General features: G+C 44.2%; 18 protein-coding genes. 8 read left to right on the top strand and 10 right to left on the bottom strand.

The genetic code is table 11. The annotated features are described in order from the left end of the window. Positions 1-66 precede the first annotated feature (66 nt). The 4 genes from KYS23_RS18080 to KYS23_RS18065 all read left to right on the top strand — a co-directional run bounded on the left by KYS23_RS18080 (position 67) and on the right by KYS23_RS18065 (position 5,330). On the top strand, positions 67-2,361 hold the full coding sequence (locus KYS23_RS18080) for a TonB-dependent receptor (RefSeq protein WP_159533616.1): 2,295 nt from the start codon (positions 67-69) through the stop codon (positions 2,359-2,361). 26 nt (positions 2,362-2,387) lie between these two features. Then, on the top strand, positions 2,388-3,068 hold the full coding sequence (locus KYS23_RS18075; protein ID WP_159533618.1) for a Fe2+-dependent dioxygenase: 681 nt from the start codon (positions 2,388-2,390) through the stop codon (positions 3,066-3,068). A 307-nt stretch (positions 3,069-3,375) separates the two neighbouring features. After that, the gene (locus KYS23_RS18070) at positions 3,376-4,110 is read left to right on the top strand and encodes a methylamine utilization protein (RefSeq protein WP_159533620.1); all 735 of its coding nucleotides are present in this window, start codon (positions 3,376-3,378) and stop codon (positions 4,108-4,110) included. Continuing rightward, on the top strand, positions 4,110-5,330 hold the full coding sequence (locus KYS23_RS18065) for a hypothetical protein (protein WP_159533622.1): 1,221 nt from the start codon (positions 4,110-4,112) through the stop codon (positions 5,328-5,330). The genes KYS23_RS18070 and KYS23_RS18065 overlap by 1 nt, the downstream gene beginning before the upstream one ends. Positions 5,331-5,336: 6 nt before the next feature. Here KYS23_RS18065 and KYS23_RS18060 read toward each other — a convergent pair whose 3' ends face one another. The 3 genes from KYS23_RS18060 to KYS23_RS18050 all read right to left on the bottom strand — a co-directional run bounded on the left by KYS23_RS18060 (position 5,337) and on the right by KYS23_RS18050 (position 9,839). Continuing rightward, positions 5,337-6,428, bottom strand: a complete 1,092-nt coding sequence (locus tag KYS23_RS18060; RefSeq protein ID WP_218419701.1) for a CNNM domain-containing protein — start codon at positions 6,426-6,428, stop codon at positions 5,337-5,339. Between the two features lie 158 nt (positions 6,429-6,586). After that, entirely contained in the window at positions 6,587-7,822 is a 1,236-nt protein-coding gene (locus tag KYS23_RS18055) for an SO_0444 family Cu/Zn efflux transporter (RefSeq protein ID WP_218419693.1), read from the bottom strand. Positions 7,823-8,150: 328 nt separating this feature from the next. After that, positions 8,151-9,839 carry a carbon starvation CstA family protein gene (locus tag KYS23_RS18050; protein WP_159533628.1) on the bottom strand — a complete coding sequence of 563 codons (1,689 nt, stop codon included), beginning with the start codon at positions 9,837-9,839 and terminating at the stop codon, positions 8,151-8,153. 337 nt (positions 9,840-10,176) lie between these two features. Between KYS23_RS18050 and KYS23_RS18045 the strand changes: the two genes are divergently transcribed. Then, positions 10,177-10,695: a PepSY domain-containing protein gene (locus KYS23_RS18045; protein ID WP_218419691.1), complete on the top strand. Its 519-nt coding sequence runs from the start codon at positions 10,177-10,179 to the stop codon at positions 10,693-10,695. A 238-nt stretch (positions 10,696-10,933) separates the two neighbouring features. Then, positions 10,934-12,502, top strand: a complete 1,569-nt coding sequence (locus KYS23_RS18040; RefSeq protein WP_218419690.1) for a sodium:solute symporter family protein — start codon at positions 10,934-10,936, stop codon at positions 12,500-12,502. Between the two features lie 45 nt (positions 12,503-12,547). On the opposite strand, the gene KYS23_RS18035 is transcribed toward KYS23_RS18040, so the two are convergent. From KYS23_RS18035 to KYS23_RS18005, 7 genes are all read right to left on the bottom strand, one after another. Beyond that, entirely contained in the window at positions 12,548-13,687 is a 1,140-nt protein-coding gene (locus KYS23_RS18035; protein ID WP_159533634.1) for an alpha/beta hydrolase fold domain-containing protein, read from the bottom strand. A gap of 119 nt (positions 13,688-13,806) precedes the next feature. Beyond that, positions 13,807-14,991 (bottom strand): hydroxymethylglutaryl-CoA reductase, encoded by a 1,185-nt coding sequence (locus KYS23_RS18030; protein ID WP_159533637.1) that lies wholly within the window; start codon positions 14,989-14,991, stop codon positions 13,807-13,809. A 221-nt stretch (positions 14,992-15,212) separates the two neighbouring features. Next, positions 15,213-16,745, bottom strand: coding sequence for an NADPH cytochrome P450 oxidoreductase family protein (locus tag KYS23_RS18025; protein WP_218419688.1), 1,533 nt, complete (start codon positions 16,743-16,745; stop codon positions 15,213-15,215). Positions 16,746-16,779: 34 nt separating this feature from the next. Next, a complete protein-coding gene (locus KYS23_RS18020) occupies positions 16,780-17,613 on the bottom strand; it encodes a DUF4198 domain-containing protein (protein WP_159533641.1) in 834 nt (277 codons plus the stop codon). Between the two features lie 16 nt (positions 17,614-17,629). Then, positions 17,630-18,163: a DUF2271 domain-containing protein gene (locus tag KYS23_RS18015; protein WP_218419686.1), complete on the bottom strand. Its 534-nt coding sequence runs from the start codon at positions 18,161-18,163 to the stop codon at positions 17,630-17,632. A gap of 36 nt (positions 18,164-18,199) precedes the next feature. Further along, entirely contained in the window at positions 18,200-18,799 is a 600-nt protein-coding gene (locus KYS23_RS18010; protein ID WP_218398448.1) for a PepSY-associated TM helix domain-containing protein, read from the bottom strand. A gap of 456 nt (positions 18,800-19,255) precedes the next feature. After that, a complete protein-coding gene (locus tag KYS23_RS18005) occupies positions 19,256-22,174 on the bottom strand; it encodes a TonB-dependent receptor domain-containing protein (RefSeq protein WP_159533647.1) in 2,919 nt (972 codons plus the stop codon). A gap of 467 nt (positions 22,175-22,641) precedes the next feature. Here KYS23_RS18005 and KYS23_RS18000 point away from each other — a divergent pair, with 467 nt between their 5' ends. Continuing rightward, on the top strand, positions 22,642-23,730 hold the full coding sequence (locus tag KYS23_RS18000) for a sensor histidine kinase (protein WP_218419684.1): 1,089 nt from the start codon (positions 22,642-22,644) through the stop codon (positions 23,728-23,730). Beyond that, on the top strand, positions 23,723-24,478 hold the full coding sequence (locus KYS23_RS17995; protein WP_159533651.1) for a LytR/AlgR family response regulator transcription factor: 756 nt from the start codon (positions 23,723-23,725) through the stop codon (positions 24,476-24,478). The genes KYS23_RS18000 and KYS23_RS17995 overlap by 8 nt, the downstream gene beginning before the upstream one ends. The last annotated feature ends 551 nt before the right edge of the window (positions 24,479-25,029 follow it).

The raw sequence follows: 25,029 nt of genomic DNA, 5'->3' as shown, positions 1-25,029 counted from the left end.
TATTTACATTCATTTACTACTTGAATACACTTCTGTGCCTCAACACACATAGGGAAAACACACACAATGATAAATAAAACGTTAACGATGGGTGCACAAACCATTGCTGCGGCCTTAGCTTTCGGACACGGCGCTGCAATTGCACAAACTCAAGAAACTGAAATCTGTAAAGATAAAACCGAAGCGGAATGTAAAGCGCAACAAGACGAAATTGAGCTAATTCGCATCCATGGTGTTCAGCAGTCTATCTATCGCTATGACAAGTCTGGCGATCCTCGTCGTTTAGCCGACCTTGTTGATACACCACAAACCATTAGTGTTCTTACACAAGACCAAATTCAAGAAAGTGGTAAAACTGACCTTAAAGATATTCTTGCTGCGCAAGCCGGTGTAACTCTTGGCACAGGTGAGAATGGTAATGCTTTTGGTGATCGCTATGTAATACGTGGCCACGAAGCACGCAGCGATGTGTTTGTTGATGGTTTGCGTGACCCAGGTATGACTACCCGTGAAAGTTTCGCCACCGAGCGTGTTGAAATTACTAAAGGCCCAAGTTCAACATTTGCTGGCCGTGGCTCTTCAGGCGGTGCGGTAAACAGCATTACGAAAAAAGCCTCTACTAGCTATAACTTTGGTCGTGTTGATGCTGCCGTTGGTACCGATGAGCACACGCGCTTAACGGTAGATTTGAACAAGACCTTAACGGAAAACAGTGCAATTCGTGTTAATGCACTCACGTCTCAAGAAGACAAGCCGGGTCGCGAAGGCATTGAACGTGGACGTGATGGTGTTCAGCTTTCTTACGTACTAAACCCTAACGACAGGTTGTCTTTCATTGGTGATGTTTATTACCTTAATGCAGAAGATAAGCCTGACTTAGGGAGTTACTACGACCGTGATGCGGGTTATCCGTTAGAAGATATTCCTGTTTATGCACAAGATGACGACTTCCAAAACTCAGAAGTCACCACTTTTACCTTCCGTACCGAATATGAAATTAGCGACAATGTTCGTTTTTATAACGCGACTCGTGCAGGTAACACTGAAAACGAATACGTAACGACCGGTATGAGCGCGACAACGCGTGATGATTCTGATGAAACCGCACCAGGTGTAGATACACTTCGACTTAGCACTCACCAAGGCTGGCAAGAAGTAGATTACTTCACGACTCAATTTAACCTTTTCTGGGACACGTCATTTGCAGGCTTAGATCACCGTTTAGTATTTGGTTTTGAGTACAGCGATGAATCGGTTGATAACGGTGTTTTTGATATTGAAAACCTAAATACTAACTGTGCAATTGGTGGTCGTCGTGGCGTATCACAAAGCTATTGTATCCTTGATGGTGATGGAAACCTTATCGATAACATCGGGTCATTAATGGACAGAACCATTGAACGTGGTGATGAAGATGCCCTTTTCGATATTGAAACCTATGCCATTTACGCCATGGATACCTTTGCGTTAACCGATAAGTTAGACGTGTTCTTTGGCCTACGTATGGATAGCTACGACTATAGCAACCAAACAAGTCGCGACCTTTATGAGTTTTCTGATGAGTTGTTTAACGGGCACTTAGGTTTAGTATATGACATTACTGAACACGGTAATGTTTACGCCTCTTACAGCACTGCAACGAACATCAATGGCGGCGAGTCTGACCTTGGCGCGAACTGTGGTTACGGTGGACTATGTGGTACGCCTGAACAAGCTGCGCAAGCTGATCCAGAGCATGTTGAAAACATCGAAATTGGCACAAAATGGATGCTATTTGATGAAAAATTGATGGCAAATGCATCAATCTTCCGCATTACGAAAAGCGATGTACATGAAAGTATCGGTGAAGATGACTACTCAACCATTGGTACATTAAACACGGGTGAAAACCGCGTTGAAGGTGTTGAGTTTGGTGTTAGTGGTGATATTACTGAGAAGTTTAGTGTTCAAGCCTCTGCCGCCTTCATGGACTCAGAAGTACTAGACTCATTCACAGAGTCTAATATTGGTCTTGCATTAAGTAACTTCGCTGATGAAAGTTTCTACTTGCAGTTGCGTTATCAACCCAATGAGAAATTCGCGTTTGGTGGTGACTACACGTACAAGTCGGAAATGTTCGGTGGTCAGCCTGACACTGCGGCAGGTTACAGCGCAGATACTGGGGAATACTCAATTGTCGTTCCTGACTATCAAGTATTTAACTTGTTTGCAAACTACTACGCATCTGAAAAACTAACGTTCCGTGTTAACATTGGAAACTTGTTTGATGAAGAATACTGGACTGCCGCTTATCGCTCTGGTGCCTTCATGTACATTGGTGACGGCCGTAACGTAACTGGTACGGTAAACTACGAGTTCTAAGTTAGTTTAAAGAGAAACGCAAAAAGATGATCATTATTGATAACCTACTAGACGCCGACCAAGTAGCGCAATATCGGGCTGCTTTAGCCGATGTACCATTTAACGATGGAAAAGCGACCGCAATGGGCATGGCAGCAGGGGTTAAAAATAATGGTCAAGCTGATGCGCAGCACGCTACGGTTCAAGCGCTTGCCAACAACTTGTTGGCAAGCCTAGGCAACCACCCGCAAGTAGTCTCTGCTGCGCTACCTCAGCGCATTTTTCCTCCTTGTTTCAACCGTTACAGCGAATCGCAAACTTACGGCTATCATGTAGATGCCGCTATTATGCGTATTCCTAATACCCCTGATGTTTTGCGTAGCGATATGTCGATGACGGTGTTTCTATCTAGCCCAAGCGATTACGAAGGTGGAGAGTTAGTTATTCAGACCGGATTCGGCGAGCAGAAAGTCAAAGGTAACCTAGGTAGCGCTGTACTCTACCCTTCCTCAAGTTTGCATAAGGTTACACCAGTAACTCGCGGCGAGAGAATTGCAGCGATTACATGGATGCAAAGCATGATAGCTGACCAAGACATTCGTGAAAGCTTATATGAGCTAGACCAAAGCATTCAGTCTTTGGTGCAAGGCGGTAAAGCCGATAGAGAAGAACTCGATAAACTTCATCACGTATACCACAACCTCATTAGAAAATTCTCCATCGTTTAAACTGGACAAAACCTTACCCGTCACGCAAGGTTATTCTTGTAGGTATGTTTTGACAGTCTTATTTTATTAATAATTATATCTTGCTAGGTATTTTCCTCGTTTATGTGTAAATGCACCTTAAAGATTGGCCTAACGTCATCCATAAAGTTAGGCAGCGTAAAGAAAGATTATTAATCAATGCGCTTATTTAAACACTTACATAGATGCTCATATAAACGCTTAGAATACTGTGAAATAAACCAGCTTTACCTCCGGTCTCTATATGACTGAAAAAACAGCTTTTAGCAAAAGATAGGGTTACTCTTAGATGAATGAACTAATGTGTGGATTATGCTTTTTTACACCGAACATTTGCTGGTTTAACCGCGTGGCGCAAAACTTCAATAAGCGTGCTGTGCTAGCCTTTATTGTAATGCTTGCGCCATTTAATGCGCTTGCAGATAATGTAACCGCATCAATAACCCTATTAGACGCCGAACAGTCCCCCGTAAAAGACGGCGTAGTTATCTTCACCCCTTTGTTTGATTTACCCAGCACAGAAACTAAAAACTCAGAAGCAGAATCAACACCTAAAACTGCAATTATGAATCAAATCAATAAGCAGTTTGCCCCTCATGTACTTGTAGTACAGAAGAACACAGAAGTTACCTTCCCTAACGCCGATAACGTGTTCCATCATGTTTATTCTTTTTCACCCACTAAGCAGTTTGAGCTAAAGCTCTACAAAGAATTTACCGCCGAACCATTGTTCTTTGAGCAAGCTGGAATTGTGGATATTGGCTGTAATATTCACGATTGGATGCTAGGTTACATCGTTATTGCCGATAGCCCTTATTTTGTAAAAACCGCAGATGACGGTAACGCCGGTATCTCACTTCCCGCTGGCAAGTACAGTGTTGAGTTTTGGCATCCTAACGCGCCAAACGAGAAGCCCTTTATTGAATCTGAAGTTGAGTTAACCAGCGATAAAAGCTTCACACTAACCTTAACAAAAGTGATAGCAAGCGATGATGATTTCGACGATGGTTTTGGTGATTATTAATGTTCAGCCGCTGTATTCTCGCTATTTTTTGCTTCATCAGTTTTCACGCTTTTTCAGATACAAGGTTGTTGCTTAGAGGTAGCATTCTTTCAGCAGATAATGCTGGTACATTTCAAAAAAATGGCGCTTCCCACCAGCGCTTTGAAAATAATGCAGTCGCGTTATCTCAAGCGGCCCTGGCGTACAATAAAGTGCTCAGCGATGATTGGCAGTTTCATGCTGTGGCCAATGGGTATAGTGATGGAGAACAAAAACTCGGGGTTAGCCAACTCTATACTCAATACCGACCACTCACTCCATCTACGATTAAACCAGAAGTTAAGCTTGGCTTTTTCTACCCTGCAATTTCTGCCGAAAACACCGACATGGGGTGGCTGTCACCACACTTTCTATCTAATTCAGCCATTAATAGCTGGTTTGGCGAAGAACTTCGTACGTTCGGTGTAGAGGCAAGCTTAAGACAAAACGGCAGGCAAGTAAGGCGTGACTGGTCATGGAAAGTGGTAGGAAGCCTATTTAAGGGTAACGACACCACAGGCACCGTGTTATCTTGGCGTGGTTTTGCGCTACACGACAGGCAGTCGCTGAACAATGATAGAGTGAAATTCACTCCCATTCCTGGCGTGGTATCTGAAGAAGGAATAGGCGCTTGGGCATGGACAGATCCCTTTCGTGAAATTGATACTAAAATAGGTTATTACGCAGGTGTGCATTTAGCCCATAAGCGCCGTTCAGAGCTACGTTACTATTATTACGATAACCGTGCCAACCCACTCATTTTCGACCCTGACAGGATATATGCTTGGCGCACGCGATTTCACGCGTTAACCCTTCGCCATATGCGTAACCGCAATGTAACCTTTTTCGGGCAAGCGCTGATAGGTGATACCTTGATGGGGGAAAATATTGTCAACAATGACTTTTACGCGGCCTACATTGCTGCAACGTATACCCATGAAGCACATCAACTTTCTACACGTTTAGATTGGTATCAAGTGATAGATAACGACAACACCATAAATGACCCCAATAACAGCCGAGGGGAAGCCATTACCGTTAATTACACTTATGCAATGAGCTCGAAAATAGCATTATCTGCCGAGTGGCAAGTGAATCGAGGCCGCCAAGAAAACTTGAGATTTTTAAACGCTGCATCGGTATCTAGCGAGGCCTTCCACGAAAATCTGCTTCAGCTTGCGGTTACCTACCGAATCGACTGAACAGAACTAATCAGCGTTACCATTGGATTTAGACTTATCGAGTGACTCATCGGGTACGTTTTTGACCATCATTCGCTCTTTGCGGCGTGTCATCATTTTCGCCAGCCTGCGCATACTTACCGTTGTGTCTTTTTCATCAATAATATCCACACCTAGCAAGCGCTCTAGCAAATCTTCAAGAGTAATCACCCCTTCCAATCCACCATACTCATCTACCACTAAAAGCATATGAACATGTTTATCGATAAAATGGTCGAAGGTTACCGACAAAGGCATAGAGCCTAATATGGTTACCATGTCTTTAGCATATTCAGATAAGGGTTTATCAGTATTCCCGCGAGCTTGCGCTACTAATAAGTCTGAACGCATGACATAACCGGTGATGTTTTCCGAGTCTTTGTCTTCATAAATGGGTATTCGTGAATACTCGATATGCGCGTGTTTGTGGAAAAACACTTCTACCGTCATCGACTCTGCCACTGAAAACAACACTGTACGGTGTGTTATGGCATCTTTTACTTTTAATTCGTGCAAGCTTAACAAGCTTTGTAAAAATACCGCCTCGTGGTTGGCCAACTGCCCTTCTTGACCCGATAGCTCGGCCATGGCGTGAAGTTCTCCGCGACTTAACCCTCGAAGTGGACTGTCATCTTTAAATCCACGGGTGAGCAGTTCAGACAGCACCACAAAGGGTTTAAGAATTATAATAAGATACTTAAGGAAATAGGCTGTTACTGGCGCCAATCCACGCCAATAGGTTGCACCGACGGTTTTAGGAATAATTTCAGAAAAAACTAAGATAAGTAGTGTTAATACCGCTGAAATCACGCCTAAGTATGCTTCGCCAAATACACTAGCCGCTTGTGCACCCGCGCCAGCAGCACCCATGGTATGCGCAATAGTATTTAACGTTAAAATTGCCGATAACGGCGTATTAATATTATCGGTTTGCTTTCGTAGCAAGATACCGCTAGGACGATTCTCTTTTTCTAAAACAGAGATGTAGGCTGAGGACACACTTAAAATGACTGCTTCAGCAATTGAGCATAAAAAAGAAAAGCCCAAGGCAATCAGTACATAAACGATGAGTAAAAACATGAGTCCTTTCCGATAATCGGAGTATGAAGCAAACGACCATTATGCAAGCCTTAACGGGACTTACAAGGGCACAAGTGAATTAATTACGAATACCGAACAATTTACTTAAAATATAGGTAAATATGAGCGGAAGTTACTCAATAATCTTGAGCTTTATCTTAGCCGCAACAGTCTTGGTGGCTATCTTCACGCTGCGCTACTCTGGCGCTAACTTTTTTAACGCCTAATCGAGCCATTAGTGCAGCAAGTAGAATGGCGCACGCTGCATAGAGCGCTTGAATGTTAGCGCCATGACTATGCAGTTGGCTTTCCATGTGAATTAGGCCTTCTAACGACAATGCTGACACTCCGTAATTAAGCAAATAGCCAAACCCAATACTGGCAGAAATAACGCTAAACAAATATAAACAAAGGGTTCTAAAACCCATTTCTTGCTTGATCATGCCCATGGTAGAAACATTAGTAGCCGGCCCCGCCATGAGAAATACCAACACCGCACCGGGTGATAATCCGGCAGCTAAAAAGCCCACCGCGAGCGGCGTAGATGCCGTAGCACAAATATACATTGGAATACCAATGACGGCCATGACTAACATCGCGATAACCCCATCGCCCCATTGAGTGAGAAAATCCGTTGGCACCCAAGTTTTAATGGCCGCGGCTAAAGCTAGGCCCACAAGTAGCCATACCACAATATCTTCTAGCAACTTACCCGAGGCATAACGAAGCACCTGGGTGAGTTTATTCGCTTGTTTTACTGATTTACCCTGAATAGCTGGCGTGTCGTCGCAACAACTTGTGGTTGGCTTTTCACTGGCACAACAACTAGTTTGTACTTTATCCAGCGATGCGGCTTCTTCTTGCTCTGGAGCTATAGAGGCTTCACTTGAACAGCAAGATACATTGCCCGCGTGTTTATGAGGGTGCTGATGAGAGCTCTTAAGAGAGTGAGCATCTGAATGCTCTGCTTTCTGACGCTTAGCGTCATCAAACCATCTCACCATAAGACCGGCATAGATTGCGCTAGCAATAGCGGCTATTGGTCTAACAATGGCGAACAGGGGGCCTAGTAATGCGTAAGAAACAGAGACACTGTCTACCCCTGTTTCAGGCGTAGAAACTAAAAATGAAATTGTCGATGGTTTAGACGCGCCACTTCTGCGCAGCCCTATGGCCGCAGGGATAACGCCGCAAGAACACAAAGGCAATGGAGCACCTATTACTGCGGCTTTGGTGATAGAGGCTGTAGAGCTGCTTCCCATATGACGTTCTAAAAAGCTAACCGGCACCAATTCGTGCATAATCCCCGCCACCAGCAGGCCAAGTAACAGCCACGGAGCAGACTCCATAAATAGGCTGATAAAATTTTGCACTAATAGCATTAGGTCAGTCATACCACTCCAAACGAACCGCGTTGAACATTTATATTTTTCACTTGCTGATTTGCTTTGCTGACTTGCTATCCGACTTCCGACTTCCGACTTCCGACTTCCGACTTAATGTACCAATTTACTTGGCGGCAAATTTACCAAATCAGGCGAATGCGTATGATAGCAAATTTACGCGCCTACCGTGAATGAACGATAAGTAATCCACCTCATCGAATAACCCGATTGCCTACAAAAAAGCCGACGCAGAGAATAACGCTCTACGTCGGCTTTGTATAAAGCTAGCACTCAACAATGTTGTGATAGCCGCTAGCCACTATTTTTACCGCTGTTGCTATTCCTTCTCACCCACTTCGTCTTGATGTCCGCTACGAAGTTTAGCCACAACAGACCATGCTTCGAGCATCACCAACACAGACACCACTAGCACCACAGCATCTAGGAAAACTAATAGGTAATTTTCAGCAAGATAATACTCTTTAAGCTTTATTAGCCCAGCAAAGAAAGCCATGACCAAAACGAATACCATGGGTATTAATGTGTAACGGGCTGGTCTTCCCATCTTAATCAGCATGACTGAAATAACCAACAAGGTAAGACTAGCCAGTATTTGGTTTGTAGAGCCAAACAGCGGCCAAATGATCATACCGCCACCGCCTGAAGAACCACCCGCACCGAAGGCTAGCAGTAAGCAACAAGCAACCGCTAAGAAAGTGGCTACCACACCATTTTTAAGTGCTGACAATTTATAAATATCGCCCCACTCTTGAATAATGTAACGCTGAAGACGAACACCAGAGTCCATGGTTGTGCCCGCGAACAGCACGACCATTACCGCCAGTATGGTTGATGAAAAGGCTTCGGGCAGCCCCCATCCTTGATGGATAAGCGCCGCGCCGCCGCTAATAAACGCACCTACGCTACCTGCACCTAAGTGACTGTAGACTTCATGCCATTCTTCTGGAGAGGCCGCAAATGCCACACCACTAACCGCAACAATGGTAATCAATGCCAAAGAACCTTCGCCAATCGCCCCTAAATAACCGACAAAGCGTGCATCAGTTTCTTTATCTAACTGCTTAGAGCTGGTGCCTGAGGCCACAATACCGTGGAAACCTGAGACTGCACCGCAGGCAATTGTAACGAACAATAAGGGAATTAAGCTGGGAGAGTCCATGGCCGTCTGTGTATTAAAGGCAGGCGCGGTAATGTCTGGCATAGCAAAGAAGACCGCACCATAAAGTAGGAATAAGCCAACCAACAGCTGCATACCGTTAATAAAGTCTCGGGGTTGAAGTAACATCCACACTGGCAATAACGAAGCGATGGCAGCGTAAATAAATAAGATAATAATCCAGTTCGCTTTGTCAGCTAAACCAAACATGGTTTCTGGCAAGCTAATAGGAATGTAGCTACCGGCATAAACCGAGGCATAAAGCACCACGATACCCACAAGGCAAAGAGGCACTAACCCAAAGTTGCGTTTCAATAACTGACCAATAACAAGGGCCACGGCAATTGCCGTCCAAGCAGGGAAAACCGCATTGGGCTGAGAGACAAACGAGTTTGCTATTACCACACCAAAAACGGCGTTAACCATTAATAGTACGAGAAAGATAACAATCATAAACAATGAACGAGAACGCTTGCCTATAACACTTTCAGACAAGGCTCCCATCGATTTACCCTTGTGACGAGCACTGGCCCACAAGGCCCCCATATCATGCACACCCGCAAACAGTATGGTGCCGAAAATCACCCAAAGTACGGCAGGCACCCAGCCCCAGTACACGGCGATAGCTGGCCCTACAATTGGCGCAGCCCCAGCAACTGACGTAAAGTGATGCCCCCAGAGCACCACTTTATTGGTAGGTACAAAATCTTTACCATCCTGCAGCTCGTGAGCAGGCGTAGTGAAGTTATCGTCTAGTTTAAATATTTTCGTGGCAATAAATTTCGAATAAACGAACCACCCGAGGAGCATGCCCACGATCCCGAGTAATACTATGGCTATTGACTGCATATTATTGTCCTGTGTCGATGTTGCACCGCATTATTCAATTTCTTTTTTAAACGCATATACAACGCTTTTCTGTCGTTAAAAAACGCTTATCTAAACATTAAAACATTATTTACTTTTTGACGTCGCCATATTAGACCAAAGTCTATTGTGGTAGCAGCTTTTTTACACTGCTCGTACCATGCTAGCTTTGTGGCTTCTACCAATCATTTACAACAAAAGTAGCAGGCTTAAAGAAAATAGCTGCTAAATATAGCGTTAATCTTACCTACACCCTTCAAATACCGCTCAGTCTCGTTTATAAAGGCTCATCAATAAATAATTCTATTAATAAGCAGTTATGGCATCACCAAAATTTCATATGGCCGTCCGTAAATATCACCGATGGTTAGGCTTTTTCTTAGCAGGCATAATGGCAATTTATGCTATCAGTGGCGTGTTACTCATTTTTCGCCCCACCGATTTCCTGAAATTCGATAAAACTGAAGTCCGTCAGTTGTCTCTAGACTTGAACGGAAAACAAGTAGCATCAAAAATTAAGGTGAAAGGTTTAAAGGTGGTTGAAGAGAATGCCAGCCAAGTTGTGTTAAATATGGGAACCTATGACAAGGCAGATGGTGTCGCTACTATTACTCGTAAAGACTATCCTCTTGTTTTGGCAAAAATGGTTAAGCTTCACAAGGCGACGAATAACAGCCCATTATTCTGGTTGAACATTAGCTTTGGCGTTGCGCTTTTGTTTTTCGTCATCTCTGCATTTTTGATGTTTATGCCTAAGCTGCCTATGTATAAAAATGGGCTTAGAATAGCGGGATTAGGTGCAGTAGTGGCTGTACTTGTGGTGATGTTCGGCTCATAACTTCACGTGTTCGAACCGCCGTGGTGTGGTTCGAACACTTTTTAGCACATGCTTGAACCCTGTGGTAACGTATCTGAATAGTAACGAACTCGTACGCTCACTATCAGGGAAGATTTATGCCGCGCCAGTACAACCTTCTTTTCACTGTAAGCACGCTTGTATTTGGTGCTCTCACTTCAGCTTTACTCGAGTTACAACACACTTCAAATATAGCTGTGCATCTGCTCGGTGAGCGTCTATGAACTTTGTCGATTTCACGGTAGTGGCTATCTACCTCGTGGGTTTGTTAATCATGGGGTTTGTGTTTCGAAAGCAAGTGAGTAAAAAAGATTACTTTCTTGCTAATCGACAGCTGGGCTGGAAGCCACTTTCCCTTTCCATTATGGCCACGCAGCTATCTGCAGTTAGCTTTATTTCGGCCCCTGCTTTTGTGGGGTTAAGAGAAGGTGGCGGTCTTATTTGGTTGTCATACGAGCTTGCCCTTCCCCTTGCCATGCTAGCCCTACTCTATTTTATCTTGCCTACCTTGTATCGCTCAGGCGTAGTCAGCGTCTATGATTTTTTAGAGCAACGCTTTGGCCGCTCTTCTCGGGTTCTCATTAGCGTGGTGTTTCAAATAAGCCGTTCTTTTGCCACCGCCGTCATGATTTATGCGATTTCTATCATCCTGCAAAGCACCATGGGCTTAGCGTTCTGGCAAAGCGTGTTGTTAATTGGGGTTATAACCCTCATTTATTCCCTTCAAGGTGGCATGAAAGCCGTAGTGTATGGTGATGCTGTGCAAATGGTATTAATAGTCGCAGGGGCCTTGGTATGTTTAGGTTTTGGGCTATATCACATAGGCGGGTGGACAAGCTTTCTTGAGCAAGTGCAGCCTGAACGACTCACTACACTAAACACCGCATCTTATGGGTTTGATGGCGAAGGTTTCGGCCTGCTGCCCATGATTTTTGGTGGCATCGTGTTATACGCTTCGTATTACGGCTGCGACCAATCAGAAGCCCAGCGTTCGCTGTCAGCGAGAAGCCTAGGTGATTTAAAGAAAATAATCATGACCGCCAGCTTTTTACGTTTCCCTATCACCCTTATTTACTGTTTTGCAGGCTTAATCATTGGTACATTGGCTCTGACCACCCCTGAATTTTTAGCACAAATTCCTGCCGACCAACCTGATTGGCTGATGCCTATTTTCATTGTTAACTATCTACCAAATGGTATTTTAGGCTTGTTGTTAGTAGCCATTTTAGCCGCGGCCATGTCCTCTTTAAGTTCAGCAATTAATAGCTTAGCGGCGGTATCTGTTGAAGATTATTGCCGAGTTGCGGGCAAAACACTGTCACCAGAGAGTACCCTTCAGGTTGCTAAGTATGTTGGCATGTTTTGGGGTTTGCTTACATTGGGTTTGTCCTTTGTGGTAGATGATATTGCCCCTACTATTATTGAGGCCATCAATAAGATTGGCTCTGTATGTTACGGGCCTATTCTTGCGACATTCTTTCTTGGTGTGTGCACAAAACACCTTTCGGCAAAGCAGGTGAATACTGGGCTTATTGCTGGCGTGCTTTTAAACATCTATCTGTGGCTAGCCCAACCAGATGTATTTTGGTTTTGGTGGAACGTGATTGGTTTTTCAACCGCGCTCGGTGTTTCACTGGGAGTGTATTGGCTTAGTCACAAAAAGGTTAAACAGCCCTTTATTAACACCCGCCAGGATGTACTCACTAAAACCAATATAGCGGCACTCATTACTTGGTGTGTTGTGCTTATTGGTATTTGTATCGCATTACCGGTAATGCTTATTCAATAACCGGCTAGGTCGTACATTTAAGTTGTTAACCGTCATTAACGGCGGTTAGTCGCTACTTTTAGTACACACGCTTAGTAGAAATTGCTTAAGCTCTTGGTATACAGAGTGAGATTCTGGGGTTTCATAAGCAACAACGTAATCGGCATGGGATAACCCTTCGAAAACCTCTAACTGAGTGCGTACTTGCACATCACGTAACTTCCGATTCACCCGCACCGTATCACTTAGAAACATATCTCGCGTGCCTGATATTAAAAACGTAGGCGGGAAGCCATCAAAATTGCCATAAAGAGGGGAAATAGAGGAGTGGGTTAAGCTTTCGCTTCCAGCATATAGATTAGCCGCTGCTTCCAAAAATCCTTGGTATGTCACCAAAATACGATCAACACCTTCATTGGTATAAAGGGTATCGCCGGTTTTCGTCAAATCAGCCCATGGGGTGCCGGCATACACTGCTGATGGCAACGGTTGTTTGTCAGCAATAAGCGTTTGCACGGCAGCAAGCACTAAGCCTGCTCCTGCAGATGTGCCACCTATAAAAAGGTTCTGTGCGCCATGTTCTGCAGCCACGCTGCTATAAACCGACACTACATCGTTAAGTGCTGCTGGAAATGGCGCATGAGGTGGCATGCTATAATCGATACTAATCACTGTAATACCCACTCTATGGGCAATTAACAAGCTTTCTTCTATGCTGGGCAGCCCGGAAAAAAACACGTAAGCGCCACCGTGTACGTCAATAAATACCTTGTTTTTAAATTCAGGGGCAATTGTCTTTGGCGTAAGTCGCCTGACCGGTACGCCATTAATTTTTTCCAAAGACACATCAACATCAAACTGCTTGCGCATTTTTTTGATTTTCTTTTTTTGCTCCCCATTTCTTGTTTGAATCATTTCACGCCACTGCGCTACAGATTCAGGAGTATTCCTACTGACTTCATCAACCGATGGCATCGGGTATTGGGAAATAGCGCTTTTAAGTTCATCGCTTGCGGCACTTGGCAGCGGTACCGTTTTAGCTGACACTGTTAATGGAGATTCATTTGACATTTTGACTGTATCGGCCTTTTGTTTACTCGCACTGGCCGTATCAGTGTTGTGGTCAGAAGCCCCAGATGTAGAAGACGAAAAGGTCATTGATACCACCAAAATGAAAAAGGCGAAGGAAAAGGTAAGTAGGTTCATGCGTAAAACGCTTTTATATTATCAAGATTGTTATAACCGATAGACTCACCCGTATATTGTTACTTTTCAACAATAATCACTATTATTAATAGTTACGCGAGTGGCTTGCACGAAAAAAGCTATGGGCGATTGCGACCATATTCATCATGACTGGATACCCACTCATCTGCCACTACCGCCGCACCTAACGATAGCTCGCCGCATAATACAGTAGCAGCAATGATCTCAGCCAACTTATTCACGCCACCTTTGCCATAACACCCTAGCGTTTCTAAGCACTCTCGCTGCGTAGCTAACCCAGTACCACCGCCATAAGATGCTACGACGAGTGAAGGGATAGTAATAGAAAAATAATAATCGCCATTCGGGGTAATTTCACTGTAGGTATACCCTGCTGATGATTCGGCTACATTTGCGACATCTTGGCCGCAGGCTATAAACAGTGCAGTAATCCCATTGGCAAAGTGGGCTCCATTGCTCACGCTGCCTGCCACAAATGCCCCCATGTTAGACAACTGGCGTTGCTTGAATAGCGCTTCAGGCGAGCAATGCATTAATGATTTCATTAAATCAGCAGGAATAGTGGCCTCGGCAACCACACGCTTACCTCGGGTATGTAGGGAATTCACAAAAGAGTGTTTCTTGTCGGTATCTAAATTACCCGATAGGGCAAAGTGTTCAAGCCCAGCTATGTGTTGCGCTTGCATCCATTGGCAAGCATGTCGCGTGGCCTTGCTAACCATGTTCTGCCCTGCCGCATCGCCACAGGTAAAGTTAAAACGTAACCAACGCATTTTTGATACGGCATACTGCTCGATATCACGCAGCTTACCAACCGAAGTCGTTTCCTCTGCTTTGGCTTTGATTAATTCGAAGTTGTCAGTTACCCACTTCCCGAAAGCTAGTGCAGCGCGCGCATCTTCAAACACAAATACGGGAGCCCGCTGCATGGCATCATCAATAACGGTAGTTTTAACGCCCCCCGATTCAGCAGTTAACCGCATACCCCTGTTATAACTGGCAACTAGCGTCCCTTCAGTAGTTGCCATTGGAACATAAAACTCCCCGTGAGCATCTACGCCCTCGATGACCAATGGGCCTGCTAACCCAATAGGCACTTGGGCGACACCGGTGAAGTGTTCTATATTGCCCGGCAAAGTATCTGGCTCGATTGAAAATGTACCGACATGATTCATTTCAGCGCCAGTCTTATCTTTCACGAATTGACGCCGAGTTGCCGCCATCTCTGTGCTGTACTCGCTGGAGTTCTGGTCATTGGATTTGCTTCGCGGGATCTTAGCCATAACACTTGCTTGTTAATTTAATGTTAACTCATTATGTTATGCCTTCAGCCTCCATACCAATCAACCCTGTGTATTTTTACTCATAGCTATCCGCAATAGTATTATCTACAACTTCCTAATGCGTTTGTTAAAGACGCAATTGGCTGGCATATTTCGGAGGTAAACTTTTAATAGTTATAAACGCATAGGAGATGTTGACGGTGATAAGCGGATTTTTAGTTTTAATAAAGATCTCTGTGATATCGACCTTTATCGACAAGCATACTGTAGTACTGTTTACCAAGTACATCCTGTAAGGCAGCATCAACCCCCTTACCCATTCCTTCAAAATGACCGCACACATAAATTTGCGCGTTGCGACTAGCCTCGGAATTGACACCGCTACTATCATTAACACCTAGGAATACCTTCAAAGCATCAGCTTGTTCTACTATCAAGTGTTGTACATATTGATTTGGTGCAATATTTGGCTCTAAAGAAGGCTTTGAAAAAATCACCGAGCGTTTATGAATACACGATGCATTGTGAAAAGGAGATAGCGCTTTGGGCAAAATGTCATCTTTTTCTGGGCTTCGTTCACCGTAAAAAATCCACACTGGCCCGCCATCTTTAAGCATGGCTCGTTTAGCAAGTTGCGCTCTAACGCCTGCAATACCGCTTCCGGCCGCTATAAGCACTAATGGACACTGCGTATCGGTGATAACCGCATTCGTGTTTTTACGTATTTGCGCATATACGGGCTGGTTCATCGCCAATTTGCTCGTTAAAAAACCAGAGCCATAGCCTAGTTCACCATGCTCTTTTCGTACTTCTCTTACTATCAGCTTCAAGTCATTTTCTTGCGGTGCCGAGGCTATGGTGTACGAACGTCCGACTCGTTTTCTTGGGTGCCCGCTTGAGGGTTCTTTTAAGTGCTCGCTCGAGGGCTCTCTTAAGTTCTCGCTCGAAGGCTCTTTTAAGTTCCGGCTCGAAGGCTCTTTCATAGAAAGGTACCCATGCGCCATGGCAGGGTAAATATCAATGATATCCCCCGCTTCCCAAGCTATTGGCACTTTACCAGCCTCACGGGCTGATGGCGGCTGCTTTAAGGTTATTGCATATAAGCCACGGGTATCGTCTTGATTGAGCTGTTTTCGGTGTTCTAATACCCAAGGTTGCATTTGTTCAGATGGTTCAGTCGTTAAAGAATCAAGATGGACTAAATGTTCACCTTTTCCACTATCTAATGTGGTGAGTGATGTTAATGGCGTACCGCCCAGTAAGCTTACGTTCTCATAAAGAGCCACTGCAAAACGGCAAAACTGTTTGTATTCCCGACTTCCCAAACCGATAACTTCGTATGACAAGTTCGATAAAGGTGTGGCCCCACTCTTTTTGGCTCGCTGCAAAGCGTGATAAAAGCGAGTGCCTGCATCCGGCGGCTCACCCTCACCATAAGTGCTAACTACAAACAGCGCCTTCGATACGTTGCCGAGCATCGCAAGATTTAACGAAGCCATGGAAACCAAAGTAATCATTTCATGCTCAGCCAATGCTGCCGCTTTAGCCCGCGCAATCTTTTCGGCGGTGCCGGTTTGGCTGGCATAAACAATAAGGGTTTGATTTTTACTATCGCGGCTCTTTACATGTGTATTGTCTGTTAGGGGATCGGTGACGGAGCGCTTTTTCCTATTACTATAAAAAATCACCGCTACCCACAACACATAAAGCGTGATGCTAGATAGTGCAATAAGTAAACGGTGAGTTTCAGTCATAGTACTTTTAAAGTATCTCAGTAAATGCTTAAGCTTATAGCGGTAGCACTTCGAAAGTACCTGAGTAACTTCCCGTTCTTACCGTTGCTGGCTTTTCAGCTTTATCATCTTTATAACCAATCTCGACAAAATACATGCCTGCTTTTGGCCAAATAACTTCAAACTGACCTTCGTCGTTAGAGGTTACCGAAATCGTTTCTTGGTCATTTCTGTAACGCATACCACCACGAACAACTTCAACTTCTGCACCCACTGCAGGTTCGCCGTCGATAAGCAAAGTAAAGGTAGCGGCTTCTGTAGCAAACAAATCATTCGGGTGAGTTACTGGAATAAGTTCTAAGCCTTCGTTAGTTGGTGTAAATACCTTTTCTGAAGGCTCACCAAGGGTTACAAAGGTTTCCACTCGACGAGAGCCTTGGGTAATACGTAATTCTGATGCCTCTTTCGGTACTGATGAAGCAAACTCTTCAGCTACATAAGCCTCACCACGACCAGGCCACATTTTGCGTTTACCCTCGTCATCTTTCCAAAAGGCACGTATACCCGAACTGAAAGACGTGATCTTAAAAGTCCCTTCCTCTTCCAACTTTACGTCGAAAGTGGTGCGATATTTTCCACGGGTTCTATTTTCAGTCTCAATCGTTTCCCCGTTTGGCGCGGTCACGACTAAGTTGTCAGTATTCATTGCAAAATGATCTGGGTGAAAGATAGTATTTGAGATAGCGGCGTCAAACGTTACATAAGAATCTTCACCTGATAGCACTGTTGAACTTGGCAATATCCATGCGCGGTGAGCGCTGGCAGAAAATGACACGGCTAATATTGCGGTTATTGCCACGATTGATGTAGTAACTGATAATTTTTTCATAATGTCCTCTGAGAGTTTATTCATCTTCCAGACGCAATGAAACGCGCCCAATTTCTGATTTGCCTTCCACCGTAACGGGGAGTATTTCTGCTGATAAAGGGAGACTAAATGGAATAGACAATACTTCTCTGCCACCCACTTCACGTGATGCTTCTACACGAAGGGTATAATCTCCGTCACTCAACTGCGCTAAGGCGCTATTAAGTTGAGTATCGATGACGTGCGCACCAGGACCTTTCGTCGCGCTGGTTAAACCGTCGAAAGGTAAATCTAAACTTCTACCACCACGACGCCACCATTGCCTAAGATCTTTAAGCCATTCTTTACCTTCGTGCTCACGCATATCGACGTCATACCACACCGCGACTTGAGTCGATTTACGCTTACTGTTTTCAATCCATACAGCCACGTACGGTTTATGATACTCAGCTACATCTAGCTGAGGTAAGGCTATATCAAGCGTTACTGACTGCGCAGCCATAGAGACTGGCGAGGCTAACATAAGCCCTAGCGCACCAGACGCTATCGCAAGACCATTTCGCACTTTCATCTTTTCACTCCTTTTCAAGTTCACGTCCCAAAACCGCTAATGTACAAATAACAGCAAAATGACAAATGGAATTAATACGCCCAGAACAGTTACAGGCCAAGTTGATACTCTACTGGGTGCATGACGCATAAGTAACTGCAAACCCGTGACACTAAAAATAATGCAGGCAACAGCAAAAATATCGATAAACCAAGGCCACACTACTCCTGTATTTCTACCTTTGTGCAGATCGTTGAAATACGAAATCCATCCTCTATCCACACTCTCAAAAGTGACCATTTTAAGTTCACTATCTACAGCCACCCAACTATCTGTACCCGGACCGGGCCACGACGCATAATATTCAATACCGTCCCATTCACCCACCACCGAAGCAGGGATAGCAACACCATACTTATCAGATACGAAATCCACCAAGACATAAGGAATAACAGCGTCACCCTCTGGCAACGCCACAAAGTCATCTATTACAGATGCAGGCAACGTAGCTTCTATTTCAGTCACTTTTTTATTGGCAGGAATATCTGCAGCGTGATTAAGTGTTATACCCGTTAAGGAAAACAGTAATATGCCGACAAGACACCACGCTCCACTTATCCAATGCCATTGTCTAATACTGCCTAATGAGAAGCGCATAGATGTTTTACTATTCCTTATTCATGGCTATTCAATCGTTCGAGGTGGTTGATAATACAGATTTTACACAGCGACTCAATGCAAATGAGATTTATTCTCAAACTTATTCGATAAGTGGGGCTGACCCATTAGAAAATGCCCAAAGGTGGGAATGTATTGGCGGGCAAAAAAATGGGCTGAAGTTTTTCACTTCAGCCCGAAGGTCCAGTTTAACATACATACCTACTTGGTAATGTATTTGCCGAAACTGCATTTCGACGCTGACCAGTGTAAAAGAATCGCAATAGTTAACCAGTGTGTTGTGATAAACCTACCATCTAGTGTGATAAAGGGTATTTTTCGCGAGGTAACCTGCTTTTACGACTTATAAAAATCATAAAAGCCAGCAACATGTGCTGGCTTTTAAAAGTGAATTTAACCTTAGTCAAAAACACTAACTTCCTTTAAAACAAAGTATTAAAACGTAGCACGCACACCTAAATAGAACTCTTGCCCAATAGGGTCGTAAGTACCTGCGTCGGTTTCTGTACCCGTATCGCTACCGGTTACCCCAGATAAAATTTTAGGCGGCTCTTTGTCGAATAAGTTATCAACACCGCCGTATATTTCTATAATATCAGTCAGTTGATAGCTTGCTTGCAGGTCAACGTACGTGACTGCATCGATGCCTACACCGCCAGGCGCGATGTCAAATCCAGCCAAAAACTGATCATCAAAATCCGCGGCGCCAATGTAGGTAAGTCTAGCAACCACGTTCAAATCGTCGTAACGATAACCTAAATTAAAGAACGCTTTGTGCTCTGAGGTTCCTATTTCGCCCACGAACGGATCTTCTGCCGCGCCAGGTAATGGCGTGGTTGCGCCATCTATTAAGTAGGTGTAGGCGAGTCTTGCTGATAAATCACCGCCACCCACATCAGTACTGTAGTTCACCGTAACATCCACACCTTCTAAGGTAACGCCACCACTGTTTGAAACCGCACTATCTATGAACTCGATAGATCCAGCACTATTGTTACCCACTGCAGTTGGACGACGCGTCACAAAATCACAAAAAGATTCATCGCCTCCGCCATAACACTGGTCAAGAATGAATTGCCTAGGTGTCGATACAATAGCGTCTTCAATCTCGATATCGAAGTAATCGACTGTGAAATCAAAATCTTCTAATACTGAGATATTTTCGGGCGTATACACAACACCTACGGTGGTAGATGTGCCAACCTCTTCGGTCACACTTTGATTACCTCGATCGAAACCACTGATCCCTTGAATATCAGATTGGTTCAACGTAAAACTGCCATTTTCAGCAATATTAGCAGCCACACCCGTATCGGCTAAACAGCGCGATGACGTATTTGACACACACGGGTCGATTAAGCCAGTCGGAAATGTTTGACTATCAGGTTGGAAAAGCTCGTCGATGTTAGGCGCTCGCGTTGATTGAGCTTGAATAACCCTAAAGCGTATTTGATCGTTTGGCGCATAATTGAAGCCTACATTCCAGCTAGACGTGCTGCCCACCGTAGAATAGTCAGACGCCCGAACGGCAGCTTTAATGTTAAACCCTTCGAACACAGGAATATGTGTTTCCACATAAAACTCTGTCACATCAAATTCACCCTGAGTAGCAGGTATTGCATTCCCAGCATTCAGCCCCGCTTGTTGCAATGCATCAAACTCACTGCGCGAGAACTCTTCTCGATACTCAAAACCAACCGCCACTCCCAAGGGGCCTGCGGGAAGCTGGAACGCTTCACCAGATAAGTTTCCTCCGATGACTTCTTGCGTAACTTCTGTAGACAATAATGCTGGGGCCGAAACATAGGCTGCTGCTTCTGCAGAAATAGAATCGAATCCATAGATATTAATCGGCACACAGCCAAAACTCCGCGCTGTTTCATCTAAGCAAATGGCTTCATCGGTAATACCATCGCCATCAAAATCATCTACATCTGTTATTGCTTCCAATGCATATCGGAAGTTTTGAACATTAACCAGTCCATTCGAAACTTGCGCTTCTTTCGTTTGACCGTACGAGTAGAATACATCGTAGTACCAATCATCGAAAAGCTCGCCATCCATTCCCACCAGTACTCTAAATGTGTCTCGTTGGGCTGTATTTCCACGGTTACCTACGTCTTGTAAACGTTTAGCAAAAAATAAGTCCTTAACACCATCGCCGTTACCATCAACAGCCGAATTAAGTATGGCGTCAGGAACATATGGATTTGCCACCAATTGACCATTCACCAGAAACTCTAAAGGCACAAGCCCATCTGAATAGATGTTGTCAGACGCAAAAGGAAAAGGTTCTAATTCGGTGGTGGTAGAACCGTTCGAGTAAGTCCCCTCAAAAAATAAGGTATGCTCATCATTGAGCTCGTATTTCCCATTTACTGCCATCAAATAGCGCTCAGTTGGGATTGCAATAGTTCTAAACGCAGATCGATTAAACCCATCTGGTCCTATCGTACCATCTCCATTAGTTGAAAAACCTTCTTGAAGATTATTATCAGAATCAAACGTATAGCGGGTGCCGCCGGCATCAAATCGTCCTTGTGGAGGGAACGAAGAAAAGAAAGGCTGAACCGCATCAAAAATAGAATCTGGGTTAGCAACAGGATCATCTTCAAAATAGATTCCAGATAATTGGTCAATTGCAGAGCGCTCCCTATCTCTTGAGAATACCGAGCCTTGATCAGTATAAGAAATATGCGCCATTATACTCGCGCGACCGTCCGAGGACTCGGTTCCCGTGGTCAGTGCAATTTGACGCTCTTCTGCATCACCTTCTGCAGAACGACCAAACTGGGCATTCATTTCTAAGCCTTCAAATTCATCTTTCATCACAAGGTTAACAACCCCTGCAACAGCATCAGAACCGTAAACCGCTGATGCCCCCCCAGTGAGTATTTCGATACGTTCGATAAACTGGGCAGGTATAGTATTTAAATCAACCGCTGAGCTACCAGGCACACCTGATACAAAGCGGCGACCATTAACCAGAACAAGCGTTCTCGCCGTATCCAGATCACGTAGATCGATTGTTGATACCCCGGCACTAGCCGTTGAGAAGTTCGAGTTCGTTCGACTGATAGCAGGTGTACCAAACGCCGGATTTTCGAGTAATAAATCTTGAATATTTGCCACCCCCGACGCTTGAATATCGCTTGCGTCGAGTATTTGCAATGGCGAGGCTGAGGCGAGTTCCGCTGACTTAATTCTTGAGCCTGTAACCGCGATTTTTTCGATGGCTTGCTCTTGTTCAGCAGTGTCTTGCGCCAGTACTTTGATAGGTATTGCTAACGTGCATGCGGTTCCAATAGCTAGGGACATCTTTATCGTATTGGCCAACTTGGTTTTTGTGTACATATTTAGCTCCCTGGGAGACTACCTTTGGTAGTTCATTTTTTGTGTTTTTTCGATAGCACAGCTATCTGAAGTGAACCTAGGGAGAAATACTGTTTTGCGCTACGTGATATACGTAAAGTGCCACTATCGTGTGACAAAAGGCGGAAACAGAGGGACAAATGGAAATTAGATTGTAAACAGGAGCTAAAAAGACAATAAAGTAATATATATCAATTATATAGCATTCCCCCCAACTTATCTAAGATACATTCTTTTACAAAAAACATGAAAATTAACAACAAACGTATTGCATGAATCCCTAAGGCGGTGATTATAATGCACAGCTAATACATTCAAATTTCTCACAAGAAAATGATGCGGTTGACTCCGTAACCGGGCAACTTGACTACTCTTCGCGCCAATTAAAGCAAAAACGTATTTCTGCTAAATACGTTACTAAGCGAAATAATTGTAGAGGCCAAATTGGAATGCAAAAAAATACCCAGGCTCCCCTATTAGGGAGGTATTTTTGGATCGCTTGTATTTGTACATGGTTTGCGCTACTAAGCGTAGTCACCTACGTGCAGTACAATAGTGCTTTGGGAACGGAGTATGCTTTAAGTTGGGGCAAAACTTGGGTACTGTTAAGCCCTTGGTACTTAAATTGGATTTGGTTGACGGCTGCTGTATTTATTCTGACAAGAACACTAGATAAGGACGATGTAAAACCCTTACATCAAATTGTCGGACATCTCATTGGGGGAACGTTGCTCCTGCTCGCTTATTTCACTGCATCTACTTTTATACGCGGATTATTGGTATCAAGGAGTTGGGACGACAATATTACTTCGCTACAAAAAGTGTTATCTGGTAGTGCGCACATCGATTTACTTATTTACGGTAGTATTCTTTGCATTGCATTTGGCACACGCCTTTATCAAAGAAATCTCAACGCCACCATGGAAATTGGAAGACTTGAAGTTGAATTGGTAGAGGAGCAACTTAAGTCACTTCGCACTCAACTAAACCCCCATTTTTTATTTAACGCATTAAACACAATTTCTAGCTTAGTGCGATTGCAACATCAACAAGAAGCAGTCGTAGCACTGTCTTCATTGAGTGTGATGTTACGTTCCATACTTGGACACAAAGGTGACAAAAACATTAAGGTTAAAGACGAGATAGTATTCATAGAAAACTACCTCGCACTCCAAAAACTACGTTTCGAAGATAAATTGGATATTTCCATACAGGTTTCAGAAGACTGTATGAATTTGAAAATTCCAAACATGTTATTACACCCTTTAGTTGAAAACGCGGTGCAACACGGGGCGCAATCCGATACAAAGAAAAACCCGCTTCAACTTCGTATAACGAAATTGAAAGGCATGTTGCAAATAAACCTATTAAATGCGGTGTGTGAGCAAGACAAGCATCAAGGATACGGGATAGGCATAACCACAACCAAAGAACGCCTTAGCAAAATGTTTGATAACTTTAACCTTGAACAGCGTACGCTTGAAAATGGCATGTTTGAAACTCAACTAGCAATACCGACGGGAGAAATGGATGTTTAATGTACTCGTTGCAGATGATGAAAGACTAGCCAGAGAAACGATTAAATTGCTGCTAGCTAATGCCCCAGGTGTGGGAAATATTTGGGAAGCGAGTGACGGCCGACAAGCTATAGAGCTCGGAAAACTGCATTCACCCGACTTGGTGTTTCTGGATGTCGAAATGCCAATATCAAACGGCATTGAAGTGGCTCGAGAACTTCCGAGCAATAGCATTATTGTCTTTGTTACCGCCTTTAACGATTATGCAGTTACCGCGTTTGAACTTAATGCCATCGATTATATTTTGAAGCCTTTTGATGACGAACGCTTCGAAAAAACACTGAGTAAAGTGAAGCAAAAGTTCCTTGAAGGAAGCCGAAGTAATTTCAGCCAGATTGGCGAAGTAATCAAAGAGATTATTGATAATAAAAATAGCTACCGGCAACGATTAGTCATTCGTGATCCAGGTAGAATTCGGCTAGTTGACGTTGACTGCATATTATATATTAATGGAGCCGGAAATTATGCAGAGCTTCACCTCGAAGACGGTAATATCGTTTTGCACCGTGAAACGCTGACCATTCTGGAAGAGCAACTGAATCCAGACGATTTTATTCGCATCCATCGCTCGACTATAGTTAAACGCCACGCTATTTCTGAACTCCGCCCCAATGAAAAAGGGGATTATTCAGTTATTTTAAATTCTGGCGATACACTCACGTTGTCCCGCCGCAACCGCACAAAACTTGAAGAGTTAACTGGTGAGTAGCACCATAGAATGAAGGCTTTGTGCACTTCGGAAACTCTCTACAGCATGCGGGCTGTAGCGAAGGCCCCATGGATGGGTTATCCCTACTATTCCAATAGTTTATGCTAGCGTTTACAAGGAAGGAGTATCCCCCATCTACAACCTTCCACAGCATAGATGCGACTGCACAGGCTCCATTGATGGATTCACGCCGCATTTCTGATGGGATTAATCACTATCTGAGTACGATGGCACGTTTAGAAGGAAGGGCTTTGTGCGCCTCGAAAACTCTCTACAACATGGATGCTGTAGCGAAGGCCCCATAGATGGGTTTACGTCGTTACCTTTATCATACCAAAAACAGTCTACTGTGTTGACAGAGGCGGCAGTAGAAGCCCATGTGAAACCCTCAGCAGCATGGATGCTGCTGCGGAGGCTCCATGGATGGATTCACGCCGCGTTTCACATGGGCTTCTACTGGCGACTAAACCTACGGACACAAAAAAGGCGCTCAAATGAGCGCCTTCTTTTTATGCTTTGGTTTGCTTAGATTAAAGAATCTTAGCTACAAC

It is taken from the genome of Alteromonas lipotrueae (assembly GCF_019249255.1).
GTDB lineage: Bacteria > Pseudomonadota > Gammaproteobacteria > Enterobacterales > Alteromonadaceae > Alteromonas > Alteromonas lipotrueae.
This window is presented reverse-complemented; position numbering and strand designations above follow the sequence as displayed.